Genomic DNA, 16804 nt, shown 5'->3' with positions numbered 1-16804 from the left:
TTTTCGGAGGGATTTTTTTTGGTTTTTTTTTAACCGCAAAGCACGCTAATTTTTTTCTTTTAATATTATGAATAAAAACACAAAGTTCGCAAAGCTTTATCCATATAGCTTTGCGAACTTTGCGTTTTTATTAAGTCTTAAAGGTAAAAAAACCTTACGTACTTTGCGGTTAAATTACTTCTTGTTTTTACCGTTTTTGTAAACCACTTTTTCTACCACTTGTACTTTGCCGTTACCTTTTGGAAATTCCTTTTTCTTAGGTTTTTTAGCTGCTCCGGTTTTTGAAGGTTTTTGATCACCTCTGGCTCTTTCGCTGTCTTTTGGTGCCGCTTTAAATTCAGGTCTTTCTTTATTGGTTTCTTTCTTCGGAATTTCTGCTTTGTGTTTAGCTAAAACATCATTTGGGTTTTTCGGGTTTTCTTTTGTACCTCTTAAATGAATCACTAATCCGTTAAGGAAATTACGCAAAACCTGATCGCCGCATTCCATATAATTCTCGTGATCTTCTGCTCTGAAAAAAGCACCCAATTCTGATTTCGAAATTCTAAAATCTACCAATTCTAAAATTTCAACTATTTGATCATCACGGAGCATCAAAGCCACGCGAAGTTTTTTTAGGATATCGTTATTTGTCATCTTTTTATTTTTTGTTTCAGGTTTTATGTAGTTTAAAGTTCCACGTTCCTGATGTCTTAATTCTTGCAAATATACGTTTAAATGTGGAGCTTGTCTAAAGTTTTTTTACCCCCGAATTGCATAAGATTCCACGAATGAAAATCTAAATTCCTAATTCAGAATTTGGGAAATTAGTTTAATTCGTGCAAACTTTATTATCGGTTTAGAACTCCAATTAATTGATCCAAATCTTCTTTAAGATGATTGGCAGTTATCACAATGCGATTTAACGGTTCTGCATCTTTGCGGTATTTAAAACTGGCAATAATTATATTCTCAGCTTTAAGTTTTTCAACCATTTGATGAGAAAGCAGGTAGATCAAAGGGTAAGTTTTATCAAATTTAATTTGTTCATTTTTTATTAAAAGAGAATCAATATAAAGCAGATTTTCTAACAGTTTTTGATGTTGTTTTGAATAAATTTCTGAGGCATCAGAAAGTGTCTGTACAAAAGCAGGATTCATTCCCGCGGCGCTCGTAAAGGTTTCGATTTCTTTTATTTCGCTGATAAATTCAGAATCTCCTGCAACAACGCCGCCGGTTAAACCAAAAGCTTTTCCTAAAGAAGAAACCATGATTTTTCTTTTAACCGGTTCTTGAATGGAAGAATAAATTCCGCAGCCATTTTTGCCAAGAATTCCAAACGAATGTGATTCATCGATAACCAATGTAATTTCCTTAGATTTAGAAATATGTTTTAAGAAAGAGAAATCAACAGCTTCAGTTTGAAAAGAAGGAACGCCATCAGTTAAAATCGTTATTTTCTCCATTGATGGATCTGTTAAACGATCATTTAACTTATCATTGCTAAAAACAGGAAGACTGTTTTCAACTCTGATAGCGGAATGAATTTCATTTAAATGAAAAAAGCAATCTGTTTCTTTTCGTAATTTTTCTAAAACTAATTTTCCTGCCAGCATTCCCGAAGAAACCGTAACAGCACTTTCTGAACCAATATGCACAGCAAGGAACTTTTCGCCGCTATCATACGCACTGAGCTTCACATTTGCTGTACGTGAACTTCCATAGGTTGTTCCCCATTTTAAAATATTCTGCACTACCAGATCCTGAAAATCCTTATTTGTTGGAAGTCCCAAATACGCCGTTCCTCCAAAATACAAATACTGTTTTTGATCTGTTTCAATAATTCGATCTGGAAATTTATCGACTATCATTACTATAACAGCGTTACTCCGGTTCCGTTTAGACCTGAATAACTTACAATGCCATCTTTTATTGTCACTCCGGTGGCAATATCTTCTGCTAAAAGGAGTGCGCCGTCCATATCCACATAATCAAGTTGCGGAAGTAAATGTGCAATGGCAGAAATTCCAACGGTAGATTCAGTCATACAACCGACCATTGTTTTCAAACCTAATTTTTTAGCTTCTTCAATCATTCGTTTTCCCGGAGTTAGTCCGCCGCATTTCACAAGTTTTACGTTTACTCCATGAAAATGATTGAAACATTTTGCAACATCTTCTTCTATAATACAGCTTTCGTCTGCAATAACCGGAAGAACAGAATGTTTAAAGACTTCTTTGTGACCTTCCCAATTATCAGCTCTCATGGGTTGTTCTAAAAATTCTACGCCTAGTTTTTGTAGTTCCACCGCATTATTTATGGTTTCATCAACGCCCCAGCCACAATTGGCATCAATTCTGAAAATGGCATTTGTATGTTTTCTAAGTTCCTTTACAATCGCGATATCTTCCTGAGTTCCTAATTTAATTTTATAAATAGGCCAGGGAAGTTCTTTCATTTTAAAAACCATCTTTTCAATCGAATCAATTCCGATCGTATAATCAGTCATCGGATTGCGATCGGTTTTGTAATTCCATAATTCGTATAATTTTTTGCCTTTTTTACGGGCATATAAATCATTATAAGCCAGATCTAATGCACACAAAGCAAACATGTCATCTTCTAGATGAGGATGCATTTTTGCCCAAAATTCTTCAGGCGTTTCATCTGTGGTACTTTCAATGCTATTTCTGATTTTTTCCAGATCCTTAATCATCATAGGAACCGTAATATGATAATACGGATTGGAAGTAGCTTCTCCAAAACCGGAAAGTCCATCACTTTGCAACTCGACAATCAGAGAAGGCTGAAAATCGATAGATTCTCTGGAAATTGTAAATGTATGTTTTAGTTTTAGGTTGTATTCTCTTAAAATCAGTTTCATTGCATTTGTATATTTTTAATTAATAACCAAGCCAAAGAATCGCTTTGACAAAACCATCCCGCCAAAGTTTTTCATTGTGTTCTCCGCCTGTTACAATTTTGGTTTTATTGAGATGAAGACAGTAACAGCGTTTTGTGTCCAGTAAACGTTCCATTTTATGTAGATCATTTACCATATCATCGCTTTCTTTGTCACCGGCAAGAAAGTATATTTTAGTTTTTATTTTAGACTGTTTTTCTGCGAAAGTATAAATATCTTTTGAAAACCAAAACGATGGCGAAAAAACTCCCGCTTTGCCAAATACTTCCGGATATTTTAAAGCGCCGTAAAAAGAAACCAGTCCGCCCAGTGAACTTCCCATAATAATGGTATTTTTTGCCTTTGTTTTGGTGCGGTAATTTTTATCTATGTAGGGTTTTAAAGTTTTTACAATAAAATCAAGATATTGATCTGCATTTCCACCGCCATATTTTTCATTCTTAAAGGGAGTTAATTCATCAATACGTTTATCATTTCCATGATCAATTCCGACTACGATTACAGGTGCTTTCAGGCTGTCCAGTTTTTCGTCGACATTCCATTCCCCAGAAAAAGAAGTTTTGGCATCAAATAAATTTTGCGCATCATGCATATAGATAACGCTATATTTTTTGTTTATTTCTTTTGAATAATTATATGGAAGGTAAATTCGGATTTTTTTTGAAGTTTTTAACTGAGGAGCCTCAATGGTAAAAGTGGAAACGTTTTTAGATGCCGTGCTTTCCTGTGCAATTCCCACGAAAGCTGAGAAGAATAAAATCATTATAAAAATCCGATTCGTCATCCTGTTTTGTAATTATATTTAAAAGCAATATTTTAGCTAAAAATAATAAATTGATGAATACAGAAGCAGAAAAAAAGAGTTTACTTTTAGAAATGATCACCCTGGCTACCGTTGATGGGCACTTGCATAAACGGGAACTGGATTTTTTAAAACTGGTAGCTGTGGAGTTGAGTATTTCTGAGACCGAATTTCAGGATTTGTTTCATCAGGAAATGAAATCTATTCCCATTCCGTCTGAAATGCAGCGTATCAATCAGTTTTACCGATTAGCATTGCTAATGCATTGTGACGGAGTTCTTCATGAGCGAGAATACAAGGCGATCCAGCAAATTGCTTTAGAAATGGGCTTAAATCTCTTTGCAGTAAAACGCATATTGGAAATGATGAAAAAAGCACCAAATACGATTATTAATCCAATTAAAATAATGGAGATTTTTCAGGAACAGCACAATTAAGCAAGCTGTTCCTGTAGTTTTTTAATTTCATCTCTAAGTTTAGCTGCTTGTAAAAAGTCAAGTTCTTTGGCTGCCTTTTCCATGTTTTTACGCTTTTCGCGAATCATTTTCTCCAGTTCTCCTTTAGATAAATACGCAGTAGATGGTTCTGCCGCCACAGGAATTGGATGCCCTAATTCATATTCCACAAGAGGATTTTTGGTAAAAGCGCTTTCAATCTTTTTATTTAAAGCCTGAGGCACAACGTTATTTTCAACGTTGTAATTAATTTGTTTGGTTCTTCTGTAATTAGTTTCGTCAATCGTTTTCTGCATACTTTCCGTAATTTTATCAGCATACATAATGGCTTTTCCATTTAGATTTCTTGCAGCACGGCCAATAGTCTGTGTCAGGGATTTTCTGTTACGAAGAAACCCCTCTTTATCTGCATCCAAAATGGCCACAAGAGAAACTTCCGGTAGATCAAGACCTTCACGAAGAAGGTTTACTCCGATTAAAACATCAAAAATACCTTTTCTTAAATCTTGCATAATTTCAATACGTTCCAAAGTATCCACTTCAGAGTGAATATAGCGGCACCGAATATTTACTTTAGTTAAATATTTGGCGAGTTCTTCGGCCATTCTTTTGGTTAAAGTCGTAACCAAAACCCTTTCGTCCAATTCACAGCGAACATGTATTTCTTCGATTAAATCATCAATTTGATTCAGACTCGGACGAACTTCAATTACCGGATCTAAAAGTCCTGTTGGACGAATAATTTGCTCCACATAAACACCGTCTGATTTTTGCAGTTCATAGTCAGCAGGAGTTGCAGAAACGTAAATAACCTGATTTTGTAATGCTTCAAATTCTTCAAATTTCAATGGACGGTTATCCATTGCAGCAGGAAGTCTAAAGCCGTATTCTACCAGATTTTCTTTTCTGCTTCTATCACCTCCGTACATAGCGTGAACCTGCGAAACGGTCACGTGACTTTCGTCGACCACCATCAGATAATCATTTGGGAAATAATCTAACAGACAGAAAGGTCTCGTTCCGGGTAGTCTTCCGTCAAGGTAACGGGAGTAATTTTCGATTCCCGAACAATAACCTAATTCCCGAATCATTTCGAGATCAAAATTTGTTCTCTCTTCCAGACGTTTTGCTTCCAGATGTTTTCCTATTTCCTGAAAGTAATCGACTTGTTTAACCAAATCCTGCTGAATTTCCCAAATTGCGCCTTGTAAAACTTCGGGTGAAGTCACAAACATATTAGCGGGATAAATCGTCAGTCTTTTGAATTTTTCGATAACCTGAGAAGTCTTCGCATCAAAAGATTCAATTTCTTCAATCTCATCTCCAAAAAAGTGAATTCGAAAAGCATCATCTGCATAACTTGGGTAGACTTCAACCGTATCACCCTTAATTCTGAAAGTTCCCGGATTAAAATCGGCTTCTGTTCGGGCATATAAACTCTGAACCAGATTATGCAGTAATTTGGTTCTTGAAATAACCTGATCCCTAAAAACTTCAATTACGTTTTTCTTAAACTCGACCGGATTTCCGATACCGTATAAGCAGGAAACAGATGCTACGACCAATATATCCCGTCTTCCTGAAAGTAGGGAAGAAGTAGTGCTCAGACGCATTTTTTCGAGCTCTTCGTTTATAGATAAATCTTTTTCTATGAAAACTCCTGTAACAGGCATAAAAGCTTCCGGCTGATAATAGTCGTAATACGAAACGAAATATTCTACCGCATTATTAGGAAAAAATTGTTTGAATTCGGAATACAATTGTGCTGCCAGCGTTTTGTTGTGGGCCAAAACCAAAGTCGGTCTTTGGACTTCCTGAATCACATTGGCAACCGTAAATGTTTTTCCCGAGCCGGTAACTCCGAGTAAAGTTTGATATTTTTCGCCATCGACTACACCTTTGGCAAGTTTTTCAATTGCTTGAGGCTGATCGCCCTTTGGGCTATATTCTGAGGAAACTTGAAATTTCATATGAAGCGCTGAAAATTTGGTTTTGTAAAGATACAAAGATTAATTGGTTCTGTTTTTTCAGTATTTGTGTTGTTTTTTATTGCGGTTTTCACAGATCGATTTAATCAGCAGAAAAAATAAATCGCATTAATTGTGCAATTTGTGGCTTCGAAAAAACTTATTTTAAAAAATCAATCATAGCATCGTTTACAATTTTTGACTGATCAATAGATAAGAAATGACCCGCATCCTTAATTATTTTAGTTTCGCTGTTAACCATGAATTTTCGGGCTCTTATAATACTTTCTTCGCCATTTATAACATCATGATCACCAATTAAAATCAAAACCTGATTTTGGATCGATTCCAGTTGCTTTTCGGAAAATGGAGTCATTTTAAGCATACTAGAATTAGATTTGGCGTATTTATTGGCGAGATAAAACTGTCTTTTATAAACCGGACTTATTTTTTCCGGATGTGTGGAAAATGTCTTGAGGGTTTTGCTGAATTTCTTTTCGTTAGGAAAAAGTTTGAGCATTAATGCTGACGTTGTTTTTCCGGGTTTATCGATAAATTTAAAAGTTTGTGCAGGACTGAGCAGAGCAATGCGATTAATTGAATTTTGTTTTTGAACAGCGAGCAATGTGGCAATCCAGCCTCCGCGTGAAGCGGCTACAATATCAAATTTACTTAGTTGATAATGATCAAAAATTTCATTATACCATTGTACAATATCGTCTGATGACAGAGGTCTTCCTGTTAATACCGATTTATTAGGTTCCATCAGGAAGTCGATGGCATAAACGCGATGATTTTTTGCTAAAGCTTTAATATTTGGATACCACATGGTGGAGCTTGCATCCATTCCGTGCAGTAAAACTAATTTTTTTCCGTTTTTAGGTCCCGCCAAAATAACATGTGCCGTTCCAAATGACGTTTTAACATCTTCTTCCGTATAAGGAATATCCCAAAGTTTAAGTGCTTTGTCGTAGGCTTTTACATAAGAGTTTTTCTCTTTTTTAGTTTTGAAACTATAATCTGTAAATTTTTGAGTGGAAGCGCAGCCAATAAATAAAAATAAGACCGCAATTTTAAGAGCAGATTTAAGCATGATAGTAAATTAGGTGTACATAAAATTACTGTAATCAAAAAAAAACAGTGTAACAGAATTTTGGTTTAAACTATCAAAATTTTAAGGTGTGTTTTTTCCGGCTGTCAAATAATAAATCTGAACAAATGCTAAAATAGCATTTGGAATAATTACAGGTAAAAGCCATTGGCTAAAATCGCTGTAATCGTTTAAAAAAATGCCGTAGATGACAAAACAAATACAGCCAAACATATTAATAAATCGTATGGTGCGAAGATTTTTTAACATAAAACCTCCAACAATAAAAACAGATGCGAGATAACCAATATATTCTGCCATTGCTTTGATATTTAGTATTTTATATTAAATGTAGCAAAAGAGAATTATAAAATCAAATTTTAGATTTAGAATAGTTGGTTATAATTTTTTGGGATTGCGACTGGTATGTCTGATTCTTAAAATTTCCATGCTTTTAATTCATGCTCAGTAATAAAACTCCAGGCAATAATTCTACTGTTTTTTTGTCCCTGAGACATATCGATTGTTTTTACCTGAAGTGCATTTACCTTTTTTAAAATTTTGTAAATAGCCTGAAGATTTTCTTTTTTTGAAACTAAAGTGGTAAACCAAAGACACTGCGATTTATAATGTACGCTTTCGTAAATCATTTGGGTAACAAAGGCAATTTCGCCTCCATTGCACCATAATTCGTTACTTTGTCCACCGAAATTTAAAACAGGATTATCACTTTTTTTCTCTTTAAAATTAAGATTTTTGCTTTTTCTCACAGCGCTTTTGTTCGCTTCTTCGGCAGAAGCATGAAAAGGCGGATTACACATCGTAAAAGCGAAACGATCCTCTGGCGTAATAATGTTTTTAAAGATAAAACGCGATTCGGTCTGTTGCTGCAAACTAATAACTTCTATCAATTTTGGATTCGCTTGGATTATTTTAGTACAGTTTTCAATTGCTTTTTTGTCAATATCTGTGGCGACAAAACTCCAGTTGTAAATTGCATTTCCTAATATCGGATAGATGCAGTTTGCGCCAGCTCCGATATCTAAACCTAAGATATTATCTCCGTTCGGAATTCCTCCATTGTTAGATTCAGCTAATAAATCGGCGATGTAATGAATATAATCGGCACGGCCAGGAATTGGGGGGCAGAGATAGTTGGCCGGAATACTCCAAAAATCAACGCTGTAATAGGTTTTGAGTAAAGCTTTGTTAAGAACTTTTACAGCCTTAGGATTGCTGAAATCAATGGTTTCAATTTGATGTTTGTTTATTGAAACATATTGCTTCAACTCTGGACAATTCGAAATAAGGAGCTCAAAATCGTAACGGTTACGATGAAGATTCCTAGGATGAAGATTGTTTTTTTCTGAATTGTCTTTTGTTAGCATTTTGTATGATTTTGAAGCAAAGATAGGTATCCTTTTCTTCTGAAATTTAATTTGTACGAATGATTTAAGTGATTGATAACCTTGATTAATATGTTAAGATTGAATGTTGCTTCTAATCAAAACATTCCATTAAAAGCAAATCTCCATCATGATGTGTTATAGTCACCATTCCGTCTTTTGCTACAGCGTTACTGCTTCCGGTTCTGTAGCCCATCGTAAGTGTGTCGTCGTTTAATGTATATTTTAAATTTGATGAAAAAATGCCGTTAACAACCCCAATCGGAATTAATGAAATAGGAGTATTGGCGGTGTACCATTTTTCGAATTTATTCGGTAAAAGAAAAATTTTAGAATGATCGTCTAAAATCACAATTTTAAGCAGATTTCTATAACGTACAATATTGGTAAGATTGGTAATCGTGTGATCAGCGCGTCTTCCGGTTGCCCAGACAACATTTGCTGCAGGAATTTTGCGTTCTATCAGATAATCAAAAGCTTTCTCAAGATCTGTTTTATCCTGATCGGGAGCATGGACAATTTCGATTGGAAACTGAGAAGTTTTATAAATTTCAGGATCAAAGCCACGATCGAAATCTCCCAAAAGGACATCTACTTTTATTCCGAGGTCGATTACCCGTTCAATAGCAGAATCTAAAACAACAACAAGCGGAGACCATTCTAATAATTGTCCCAATAATTCGGGGTCGCAGGCAGCGCCATTGGCTATAATTAAAGCAGGTTCCTGATCGTCGCGGACTATATGATGTGATGACATTTGGTAGTTTTAAATGAAATGCAAAGTTAATTAGATAATTGGGGAAATTGGATAATTAGATAATTAGAAAATTAGATAATTAGAAAATTAGAAAATTAGAAAAAGAATATTAAACCACTATACCACAATTCAAATCCCAATCTAAAATCTAAAATCTAAAATCTTCAATCTACAATCTACAATACCAACCTTCTGTGATAGTTAATTTGTCCCAGATGATAACCTAAATGCGTTGCCAGATGAATAAGAAAAAAGCCGGTGGTCATTTCTTTTTCGAAAACAATCTGAGGGTAAATTTTTTCTAAATCAGTATCGTTCAGTGTCTCCATAGTGGAGTTCACGACTTGAATTGTGGCTTCAATTTTTTCAATTAATTCAGATTTTGGAATGTCTTTTAATGAAAATTCTAAAGGTCGATTTCTGATATAACCTGTTTTTCCCAGTTCGGTGCCAATGTAGGTGTTAAGATTTCCTATTAGGTGCAGACACAGGTTTCCGGCAGAATTTGAGATATTTTTGTCAATTTGCCAAATCGAACTTTCGTTTTCATAGGATTCAATTTCGGTTTTAAGTTTGTTTAAATCGCGATTAAATAGTGTTTTTAATGTTTCTGTTACCATGATTAGTCTCTGTTTTTTATAGGAATCCAGATTTCTTCTTCAGAATTCGGATCGTCTTTTTTGTACTTTTCGTTCATTACAGCAAAATGTGGTCTGTTATCAACTGTATATTCAGAATTAGGAAGCCAGTCGGCAAAAATATAGCTATACGTTTTATGCGCTTCTGCAGCCGGACCCAAATGAATAAAAACGGCATACAAACCAGTGGGAATAAGTAGGGCTTTCATTTCTGCAGGGACATTTTTATAATCGGAAACTTCGACTGCAGCCCATTTTTGAAAAGTATCATTAGGATCAAAATTATCAAAATGATTTTCCGGATAAACTTCTAAAGAATATAAATTGCCATCAACAGCATTATTAATTTCTTTTCGCTTAGGCATAAAACCGCTCCATAGCTGGAATGTTTTATTTTCCAGGAAAGACATTTCGACAGCATGTCCAACAAGTTTTTTTTCTGCGATAGTTTTAATTACTGGCTTCATAGTCACTCGATTTTATATTTTTTTGTACTGGTTTCACTTAACGAAAAATAACCCAGCGGATAATTGTCTTTGTTGGTCACATTGATCATATTTCCTTTTACAGTTGCAGGCGGTGACTGAAATGGTCCACCAACATTACTCCCCGCAATGCTTACCAGTATATTCATGTAATTGTAATACGGTTTGGAAATTCCGTAATGGGTAACTTCAATATCGTCTCCGGGTTTCAATTCATCATCATCCGTGCTGCTGAAAATTTCATTTCCCTGATAAAATTTATCTTCAGAAACATAGTAACTTGAGGTAATTTTACTCGAATAAGAGTATTTAAATAAATAATAATTTTCTTCGTTTGCAGGATCTGTAAAATAACTTCTTATTTCGATATCTTTTCCGGTAAAACCGCCATCGTTTTTTTGTTCTATTCGGGTAATGGGCGCTACAGGTTTTAAAGTTTCAGTTCCGATATATCTGTTTCCCCTGCTAATTACAGTTAAGGTGTATTCTTCGCCAATAACGGGTTTGAAGTTGGTGCATTCATATTGACCTGTCTTTTTAATCTCACTAAAATTAAATTGTTCGTTATGACTGTTTTTTATACTGATAATGGCACCGGAAACGGTTGGAATTGTATTTTCAAAATAACCTGTTGTAGTCGTTAATTTGATAATCTGACGTTCACCACCTGAGCCTTTTTCCCAATTTAAAGCTGCTTCAATTACCAGTTTTGGCGGAGCAGTCTCTAGGTCTACATCAACGACTTCTTCGCAGGCTGTAAAGAAGAGCGATATAAATAATGCGATTAAAAAAAATGATTTTTTCATACGTTTATTTTTAGTTTCTAAAGTCATTCTTTAGAATTTGAAATTATAACTAACAGCCGGAACAACTCCAAAAATGGATAATTGTACCGCTTCATTTACTCCGGTGTCCACATTCTGGCGGAAATTAATCGACGCCGCATTCATACGGTTGTAAAGATTGTAAATACTAAAAACCCATTCTCCTTTCCAGTTTCTGTCTTTATTTTTGCGAGGTGTTAAAGTGGCAGAAATATCCAAATGATGATAGGCGGGAAGCCTGTTTTCGTTTCGCAATCCGTAGCTCGGAACTGTAATTCCCAAATATTCATATTGCCCGTTCGGATAAGTCACCGGCTGACCGGACTGCAGCGCAAAGTTGGCACCAAACGACCATTTTTCATTCAGGTTATAAGCAGAGGTAATCGCTAAATTATGTGTTTTATCATAAGCAGAAGAATACCACTCACCATTATTAATTCCAGGTTCTTCTGGTGTTCTTCCCTGCGTTTGCTGCTCTGATTTGGAAAGTGTATAAGAAATCCATCCATTAAACCTGCCTTTGTTTTTTCTGACCATGATTTCCAAACCGTACGATCTCATATGCCCATTTAGGATAACCTGTTCGATTGCTTCATTGGCAATTAAATCGGCACCATCTATATAATCCAGTCTGTTTTGGATTTTCTTGTAGAAGGTCTCTACTTCCAGGGAATAAGCATCATCATTAATGTTTCTAAAATAGCCTACAGCAACCTGATCTGCCAGCTGCGGTTTGATATAAGTATCACTTGGCATCCAGACATCGAGCGGAGTAGGAGATGAAGTGTTCGAAATTAACTGCAGATACTGCGCCATTCTATTGTAACTCGCTTTTATCGCCTGATCTTCATTTAATTGATAGGAAACAGAAAAACGGGGTTCCAAATTGTCATATTTTTGAATGACTTTATTTTGACCGAAATACTTTGTTGAAGTGGGTGTCCCTTTCTCATAAATCTGCAAATTGTCATTAAAGACCACAGCTTCATTATTATCATAGTAATTGATGGTAGAAGAACCCAGTCTGTAAAATAAGCTGTAACGCAATCCGTAAGCAACTGTAATTTTCTCAGAAAGCTGACTTTCTGCATCCAAATAGACAGAAGGTTCAAAAGCATATTTTTTATCTAACTGATCGGGATTAATTCCTGAATCTTCTCCGGTAGGTTTTATAGTTCCGGGATTAAATTCGTAATAGATCCCGTTTACACCATAATTCAGCTTTAGTTTATCGGAAAGATAATGTTTGAAATCGTATTTTAAATTGTAATTCTTAATTCCGGAATCCCATTTAAAACCTACAAAATCCAGGTCCAAACCATAATAATAATCACTGTAGATTAAAGAAAGATTGGAAAATAATTTATTAGAATATAAATGATTCCATCTGAGATTTAAGATGGAGTTGCCGTATGTATTGGTAAAACTTTTATTTAAACGAAATACATCACGGCCAAAATAACCCGATAAGTATACACTGTTATTGTCATTAAGTTTATAACTTAATTTTGTGTTTAAATCATAGAAATACGCTGCATTATTCTTATTTTCTTCAGACAATTTTAAAAATAAGTGGGCGTAGGAAGCTCTTCCGCCAATTAAAAAAGAACCTTTATCTTTTACCAGCGGGCCTTCGGCAAGCAAACGACTTGAAATTAAACCGATTCCGCCATTCATGTGAAAATCCTTACTGCTTCCGTCCTTTTGATAAATCTCCAGAACAGAAGAAGCTCTTCCTCCGTAGCGTGCAGGAATTCCGCCTTTATACAATTTTAAATCTTTTATTGCATCAGGATTAAAGACAGAAAAGAAGCCAAAAACGTGAGATGAATTAAAAATCATGGCTTCATCTAAAAGAATCAGGTTTTGATCTGCACCGCCTCCGCGGACATTAAAGCCCGAAGCGCCTTCGCCGGCATTGGTAACGCCCGGAAGTAATAAAATAGATTTTAGAACATCAACTTCTCCTAAAACAACAGGCATTTTTTTTATAGTTGAAATAGAGAGCTTATTAACGCTCATTTCGGGAGATTTTACATTTATTTTCCCTTTATTTTCGGTAATAATTACTTCCTGAAGTTCTTCGCCGTTTCCTTCTGTTATAGAAAAATTACTTTTTGTATTCTGATTTAAAATGATATTTTTCTGAATGCTTTGATAGCCGACATAACTTATTTCTACCACATATTGTCCCTGGGGAGCCGATAGAGAATAAAATCCGTATTCGTTTGTGGTAGTTCCGATTTTTAAGGTGGGAATATAAATATTGACCCCGATTAAGGTTTCATTGTTTTTGCTGTCGCTGACAGTTCCGCTTAACGTGAATTTTTCCTGCGCAAATGAGGTAAAAATCGTTAAAATAAAAAGAAAAAATGTGCAGGTACTTTTTGTAATCATTGTATTGATTTTGATATACATGGTTAACGATTCTAACTTAATTATTATCACGGAAGTTCTTTAAATATAGCTAAGATAAAAAAAAGGACAACCTTGAGAGTTGTCCTTTTGATTATTTATTGGAAAATGCCCGAAAAGCTTTTTAATTATTTTATTTTCGAAATAATAGCATTAAATGTTTCACTTGGTCGCATGGCTTTGCTTACCAATTCCGGAGTTGGCTGATAATAACCGCCAATGCTCTGCGTTTTTCCCTGAGCACCAATTAATTCGGCATCAATTTTAGCTTCGTTAGCTTTAAATTCAGCAGCGATTGGTGTGAAGACCGCTTTTAATTCTGCATCTTTATTTTGAGCAGCCAACGCCTGAGCCCAGTAGAATGCCAAATAAAAGTGAGAGCCACGGTTATCAATCTGACCTACTTTACGAGCAGGAGATTTATCGTTTGCCAGGAATTTATCGTTTGCTTCGTCAAGAGTTTCTGCTAAAACAATTGCTTTAGAATTGTCTAAAGTTTGTCCTAAATGTTCTAAAGAAGCACCAAGAGCTAAAAATTCACCAAGAGAATCCCAACGCAAATATCCTTCTTCTGTAAATTGCTCAACATGTTTTGGAGCAGAACCACCAGCACCAGTTTCGAACAATCCACCGCCATTCATTAAAGGAACAATAGAAAGCATTTTTGCAGAAGTTCCTAATTCTAAAATCGGGAATAAATCTGTAAGGTAATCACGTAAAACGTTTCCTGTTACAGAAATAGTGTCTAAACCTTTTATAATTCTGTCTAAAGTAAATTCTGTAGCAGCAATTGGGTTTAAAATTCTGATATCAAGATTTGTTGTATCGTAATCTTTAAGGTATTTTTCAACTTTAACGATTAATTCTCTGTCGTGTGCTCTGTTTTCATCCAGCCAGAAAACGGCAGGAGTACTAGAAAGACGTGCTCTGTTTACAGCCAGTTTAACCCAGTCCTGGATTGGAGCATCTTTTGCCTGACACATTCTGAAAATATCATTAGTTTCAACGTTTTGTTCCATTAAAACAGTTCCGTTTGCATCAACAACACGAACAACACCGTCAGCTTTCATTTGGAAAGTTTTATCGTGAGATCCGTATTCCTCAGCTTTTTGAGCCATTAATCCAACGTTAGGAACACTTCCCATTGTTTTTGGATCAAAAGCACCGTGTTTTTTACAAAAATCGATAGTAGCCGTGTAAATTCCGGAATAAGAACGGTCTGGAATAACCGCCAATGTATCTTGTTGTTTTCCTTCTTTGTTGTACATCTGTCCGGAAGTACGAATCATTGCAGGCATAGAAGCATCTACAATAACATCAGAAGGAACGTGTAAGTTGGTAATTCCTTTATCAGAATTAACCATTGCCAAAGCTGGTCCGTTTTCTATTGCTTTTGTAATATCAGCTTCAACTTCAGCCTGTTCTGGTCTTCCGGCGATTTTAGCGTAAATATCACCTAAACCGTTTCTGGTATCAATATTTAATTCTGCGAATAAAGACTCGTATTTTTTGAAAAGATCTGCAAAATATACTTCAACGATAGCGCCAAATATAATTGGATCAGAAACTTTCATCATTGTAGCTTTTAAGTGTACAGAAAGTAAAACTCCTGCAGCTTTAGCTTCAGCAATTGCCTGAGCAGCAAATTCTTTAAGTTTTTTTACACTTAATACAGAGCTGTCAATAATTTCTCCGGCTTTTAACGGAGTACTTTCTTTAAGAACAGTTGTAGATCCGTCTTTAGCAACAAATTCGATTTTTACATCATTTGCCTCGTTTACGGTCAAAGATTTTTCACTTCCGTAAAAATCTCCGTCTGGCATAGAAGCTACTTTTGTTTTTGAGTCTGCAGACCACGCACCCATAGAGTGTGGATTTGCTTTTGCAAAGTTTTTAACAGCTCTTGGAGCTCTACGATCAGAGTTTCCTTCACGTAAAACAGGGTTTACGGCAGAACCTAAAACTTTTGCATATTTTGCTTTAATTTCCTTTTCCGCATCGTTTTGAGGATCTTCAGGGAAATTTGGTACGTTATATCCGTGTGATTGTAATTCGGCAATCGCTGCCTTTAATTGAGGCACAGATGCTGAAATGTTTGGTAATTTAATGATGTTAGCTTCTGGTTGAGTTGCTAATTGTCCAAGTTCCGACAATGCATCAACAGTTTTTTGATCATCTGTCAAAGAATCCGGGAAGTTTGATAAGATTCTTCCTGCCAGCGAAATATCTCTGGTTTCGATTTCAATTCCAGCTGTCGCTGTAAAAGCCTGAACAATTGGTAAAAGAGAGTAAGTTGCCAATAACGGCGCCTCATCAGTTAAGGTGTAAAAAATTTTTGATTTTGTCATTTTCTTTTTTTTTTATAATCGTATCGTCAGAAGTTAACGATGTAAAGGTATATTCGGCTCAAAATGAGCGGAGCAAATATAATAAAATCACAACGAAAACGGTTGAGTTTTGGTGAGAAAAGGAGAAATTAACAGATTGTTATTTCCTACTCGTTAAATTGCTAATTCAATGATTTTGCTATTAAAAAATTGCAATTTTATCAGTGTTGAATTTAGAACATAAAAAAAACCCGTTTCAAAGAATATGAAACGGGTTTTTTATAACATTTAGATAAATGATTATCTTCTTTTATCTTTAATCTTAGCTTTTTTACCAGTAAGTTGTCTGAAGTAGAAAATTCTCGCTCTACGAACAGCACCTTTCTTGTTAATTTCAATTTTTTGTAAAGCTGGTAAGTTAACCGGGAAGATACGCTCAACTCCGATAGCACCAGACATTTTACGAATAGTAAAAGTTTCTGTGTTACCAGAACCTCTTCTTTGAATAACAACTCCTTTAAAAAACTGAGTTCTTGTTTTTTCACCCTCTTTAATTTCGTAGAAAACAGTAATTGTGTCTCCAGCTCCGAATACAGGGAAATCTTTTCTAGCAACGAATTCGTCTTGAACGAATTTTAATAAATCTGCCATGATAATTTAAATTATGGTTTTTATATTAGAACAACATGCACGGATCTCGCCAGAGGTTGGTCAAATTCGGGTGCAAATGTAGAAA

At 35.3% G+C, this 16804-nt stretch carries 16 protein-coding genes; 1 reads left to right on the top strand and 15 read right to left on the bottom strand.

Annotated elements, in window-relative coordinates; all coding sequences use genetic code 11:
* Positions 1-174: 174 nt before the first annotated feature.
* From ABEB31_RS19125 to ABEB31_RS19110, 4 genes are all read right to left on the bottom strand, one after another.
* On the bottom strand, positions 175-636 hold the full coding sequence (locus ABEB31_RS19125; protein WP_347053263.1) for a DUF1456 family protein: 462 nt from the start codon (positions 634-636) through the stop codon (positions 175-177).
* 194 nt (positions 637-830) lie between these two features.
* Positions 831-1850, bottom strand: coding sequence for an aminotransferase class I/II-fold pyridoxal phosphate-dependent enzyme (locus ABEB31_RS19120; RefSeq protein WP_347053262.1), 1020 nt, complete (start codon positions 1848-1850; stop codon positions 831-833).
* A gap of 2 nt (positions 1851-1852) precedes the next feature.
* Positions 1853-2863, bottom strand: a complete 1011-nt coding sequence (locus ABEB31_RS19115; RefSeq protein ID WP_347053261.1) for a dipeptide epimerase — start codon at positions 2861-2863, stop codon at positions 1853-1855.
* A 19-nt stretch (positions 2864-2882) separates the two neighbouring features.
* Positions 2883-3665, bottom strand: coding sequence for an alpha/beta hydrolase (locus ABEB31_RS19110; protein WP_347053260.1), 783 nt, complete (start codon positions 3663-3665; stop codon positions 2883-2885).
* Between the two features lie 74 nt (positions 3666-3739).
* Between ABEB31_RS19110 and ABEB31_RS19105 the strand changes: the two genes are divergently transcribed.
* The gene (locus ABEB31_RS19105) at positions 3740-4141 is read left to right on the top strand and encodes a TerB family tellurite resistance protein (RefSeq protein WP_347053259.1); all 402 of its coding nucleotides are present in this window, start codon (positions 3740-3742) and stop codon (positions 4139-4141) included.
* Here ABEB31_RS19105 and uvrB read toward each other — a convergent pair.
* The 11 genes from uvrB to rplS form a co-directional block, all read right to left on the bottom strand.
* Positions 4138-6129 carry an excinuclease ABC subunit UvrB gene (gene uvrB, locus ABEB31_RS19100; protein ID WP_347053258.1) on the bottom strand — a complete coding sequence of 664 codons (1992 nt, stop codon included), beginning with the start codon at positions 6127-6129 and terminating at the stop codon, positions 4138-4140. The genes ABEB31_RS19105 and uvrB overlap by 4 nt on opposite strands.
* A gap of 157 nt (positions 6130-6286) precedes the next feature.
* Positions 6287-7219, bottom strand: a complete 933-nt coding sequence (locus ABEB31_RS19095; protein ID WP_347053257.1) for an alpha/beta fold hydrolase — start codon at positions 7217-7219, stop codon at positions 6287-6289.
* Between the two features lie 81 nt (positions 7220-7300).
* Positions 7301-7537 (bottom strand): uroporphyrinogen decarboxylase, encoded by a 237-nt coding sequence (locus tag ABEB31_RS19090; RefSeq protein WP_347053256.1) that lies wholly within the window; start codon positions 7535-7537, stop codon positions 7301-7303.
* Between the two features lie 116 nt (positions 7538-7653).
* A complete protein-coding gene (gene rlmF / locus ABEB31_RS19085; RefSeq protein WP_347053255.1) occupies positions 7654-8604 on the bottom strand; it encodes a 23S rRNA (adenine(1618)-N(6))-methyltransferase RlmF in 951 nt (316 codons plus the stop codon).
* Between the two features lie 112 nt (positions 8605-8716).
* A complete protein-coding gene (locus tag ABEB31_RS19080; RefSeq protein WP_347053254.1) occupies positions 8717-9379 on the bottom strand; it encodes a thiamine diphosphokinase in 663 nt (220 codons plus the stop codon).
* 176 nt (positions 9380-9555) lie between these two features.
* Positions 9556-9999, bottom strand: a complete 444-nt coding sequence (locus ABEB31_RS19075; RefSeq protein WP_347053253.1) for a DinB family protein — start codon at positions 9997-9999, stop codon at positions 9556-9558.
* A 2-nt stretch (positions 10000-10001) separates the two neighbouring features.
* Positions 10002-10484 carry a GyrI-like domain-containing protein gene (locus ABEB31_RS19070; RefSeq protein WP_347053252.1) on the bottom strand — a complete coding sequence of 161 codons (483 nt, stop codon included), beginning with the start codon at positions 10482-10484 and terminating at the stop codon, positions 10002-10004.
* A 2-nt stretch (positions 10485-10486) separates the two neighbouring features.
* Positions 10487-11308: a DUF4249 domain-containing protein gene (locus tag ABEB31_RS19065; protein WP_347053251.1), complete on the bottom strand. Its 822-nt coding sequence runs from the start codon at positions 11306-11308 to the stop codon at positions 10487-10489.
* A 30-nt stretch (positions 11309-11338) separates the two neighbouring features.
* Entirely contained in the window at positions 11339-13723 is a 2385-nt protein-coding gene (locus ABEB31_RS19060) for a TonB-dependent receptor (RefSeq protein WP_347053250.1), read from the bottom strand.
* 146 nt (positions 13724-13869) lie between these two features.
* Positions 13870-16089 carry an NADP-dependent isocitrate dehydrogenase gene (locus ABEB31_RS19055; protein ID WP_347053249.1) on the bottom strand — a complete coding sequence of 740 codons (2220 nt, stop codon included), beginning with the start codon at positions 16087-16089 and terminating at the stop codon, positions 13870-13872.
* 279 nt (positions 16090-16368) lie between these two features.
* Positions 16369-16719 (bottom strand): 50S ribosomal protein L19, encoded by a 351-nt coding sequence (rplS, locus tag ABEB31_RS19050; RefSeq protein ID WP_095931369.1) that lies wholly within the window; start codon positions 16717-16719, stop codon positions 16369-16371.
* Between the last annotated feature and the right edge of the window lie 85 nt (positions 16720-16804).

It is taken from the genome of Flavobacterium olei (genome assembly GCF_039749035.1).
In the GTDB taxonomy this organism is placed as follows: Bacteria; Bacteroidota; Bacteroidia; order Flavobacteriales; family Flavobacteriaceae; genus Flavobacterium; species Flavobacterium olei.
Note: the sequence above shows the minus strand (reverse complement) of the source record. Positions and strands in the feature narration are given on the sequence as shown.

Excerpts from the sequence above, each read along its gene's own strand:
- ABEB31_RS19065 (WP_347053251.1), bottom strand. The coding sequence starts at position 11,308 with ATGAAAAAATCATTTTTTTTAATCGCATTATTTATATCGCTCTTCTTT.
- ABEB31_RS19090 (WP_347053256.1), bottom strand. The coding sequence starts at position 7,537 with ATGGCAGAATATATTGGTTATCTCGCATCTGTTTTTATTGTTGGAGGT.
- ABEB31_RS19095 (WP_347053257.1), bottom strand. The coding sequence starts at position 7,219 with ATGCTTAAATCTGCTCTTAAAATTGCGGTCTTATTTTTATTTATTGGC.
- ABEB31_RS19075 (WP_347053253.1), bottom strand. The coding sequence starts at position 9,999 with ATGGTAACAGAAACATTAAAAACACTATTTAATCGCGATTTAAACAAA.
- ABEB31_RS19080 (WP_347053254.1), bottom strand. The coding sequence starts at position 9,379 with ATGTCATCACATCATATAGTCCGCGACGATCAGGAACCTGCTTTAATT.
- ABEB31_RS19120 (WP_347053262.1), bottom strand. The coding sequence starts at position 1,850 with ATGATAGTCGATAAATTTCCAGATCGAATTATTGAAACAGATCAAAAA.
- ABEB31_RS19125 (WP_347053263.1), bottom strand. The coding sequence starts at position 636 with ATGACAAATAACGATATCCTAAAAAAACTTCGCGTGGCTTTGATGCTC.
- ABEB31_RS19070 (WP_347053252.1), bottom strand. The coding sequence starts at position 10,484 with ATGAAGCCAGTAATTAAAACTATCGCAGAAAAAAAACTTGTTGGACAT.
- ABEB31_RS19060 (WP_347053250.1), bottom strand. The coding sequence starts at position 13,723 with ATGATTACAAAAAGTACCTGCACATTTTTTCTTTTTATTTTAACGATT.
- ABEB31_RS19115 (WP_347053261.1), bottom strand. The coding sequence starts at position 2,863 with ATGAAACTGATTTTAAGAGAATACAACCTAAAACTAAAACATACATTT.
- ABEB31_RS19110 (WP_347053260.1), bottom strand. The coding sequence starts at position 3,665 with ATGATTTTATTCTTCTCAGCTTTCGTGGGAATTGCACAGGAAAGCACG.
- rlmF (WP_347053255.1), bottom strand. The coding sequence starts at position 8,604 with ATGCTAACAAAAGACAATTCAGAAAAAAACAATCTTCATCCTAGGAAT.
- ABEB31_RS19055 (WP_347053249.1), bottom strand. The coding sequence starts at position 16,089 with ATGACAAAATCAAAAATTTTTTACACCTTAACTGATGAGGCGCCGTTA.
- rplS (WP_095931369.1), bottom strand. The coding sequence starts at position 16,719 with ATGGCAGATTTATTAAAATTCGTTCAAGACGAATTCGTTGCTAGAAAA.
- uvrB (WP_347053258.1), bottom strand. The coding sequence starts at position 6,129 with ATGAAATTTCAAGTTTCCTCAGAATATAGCCCAAAGGGCGATCAGCCT.
- ABEB31_RS19105 (WP_347053259.1), top strand. The coding sequence starts at position 3,740 with ATGAATACAGAAGCAGAAAAAAAGAGTTTACTTTTAGAAATGATCACC.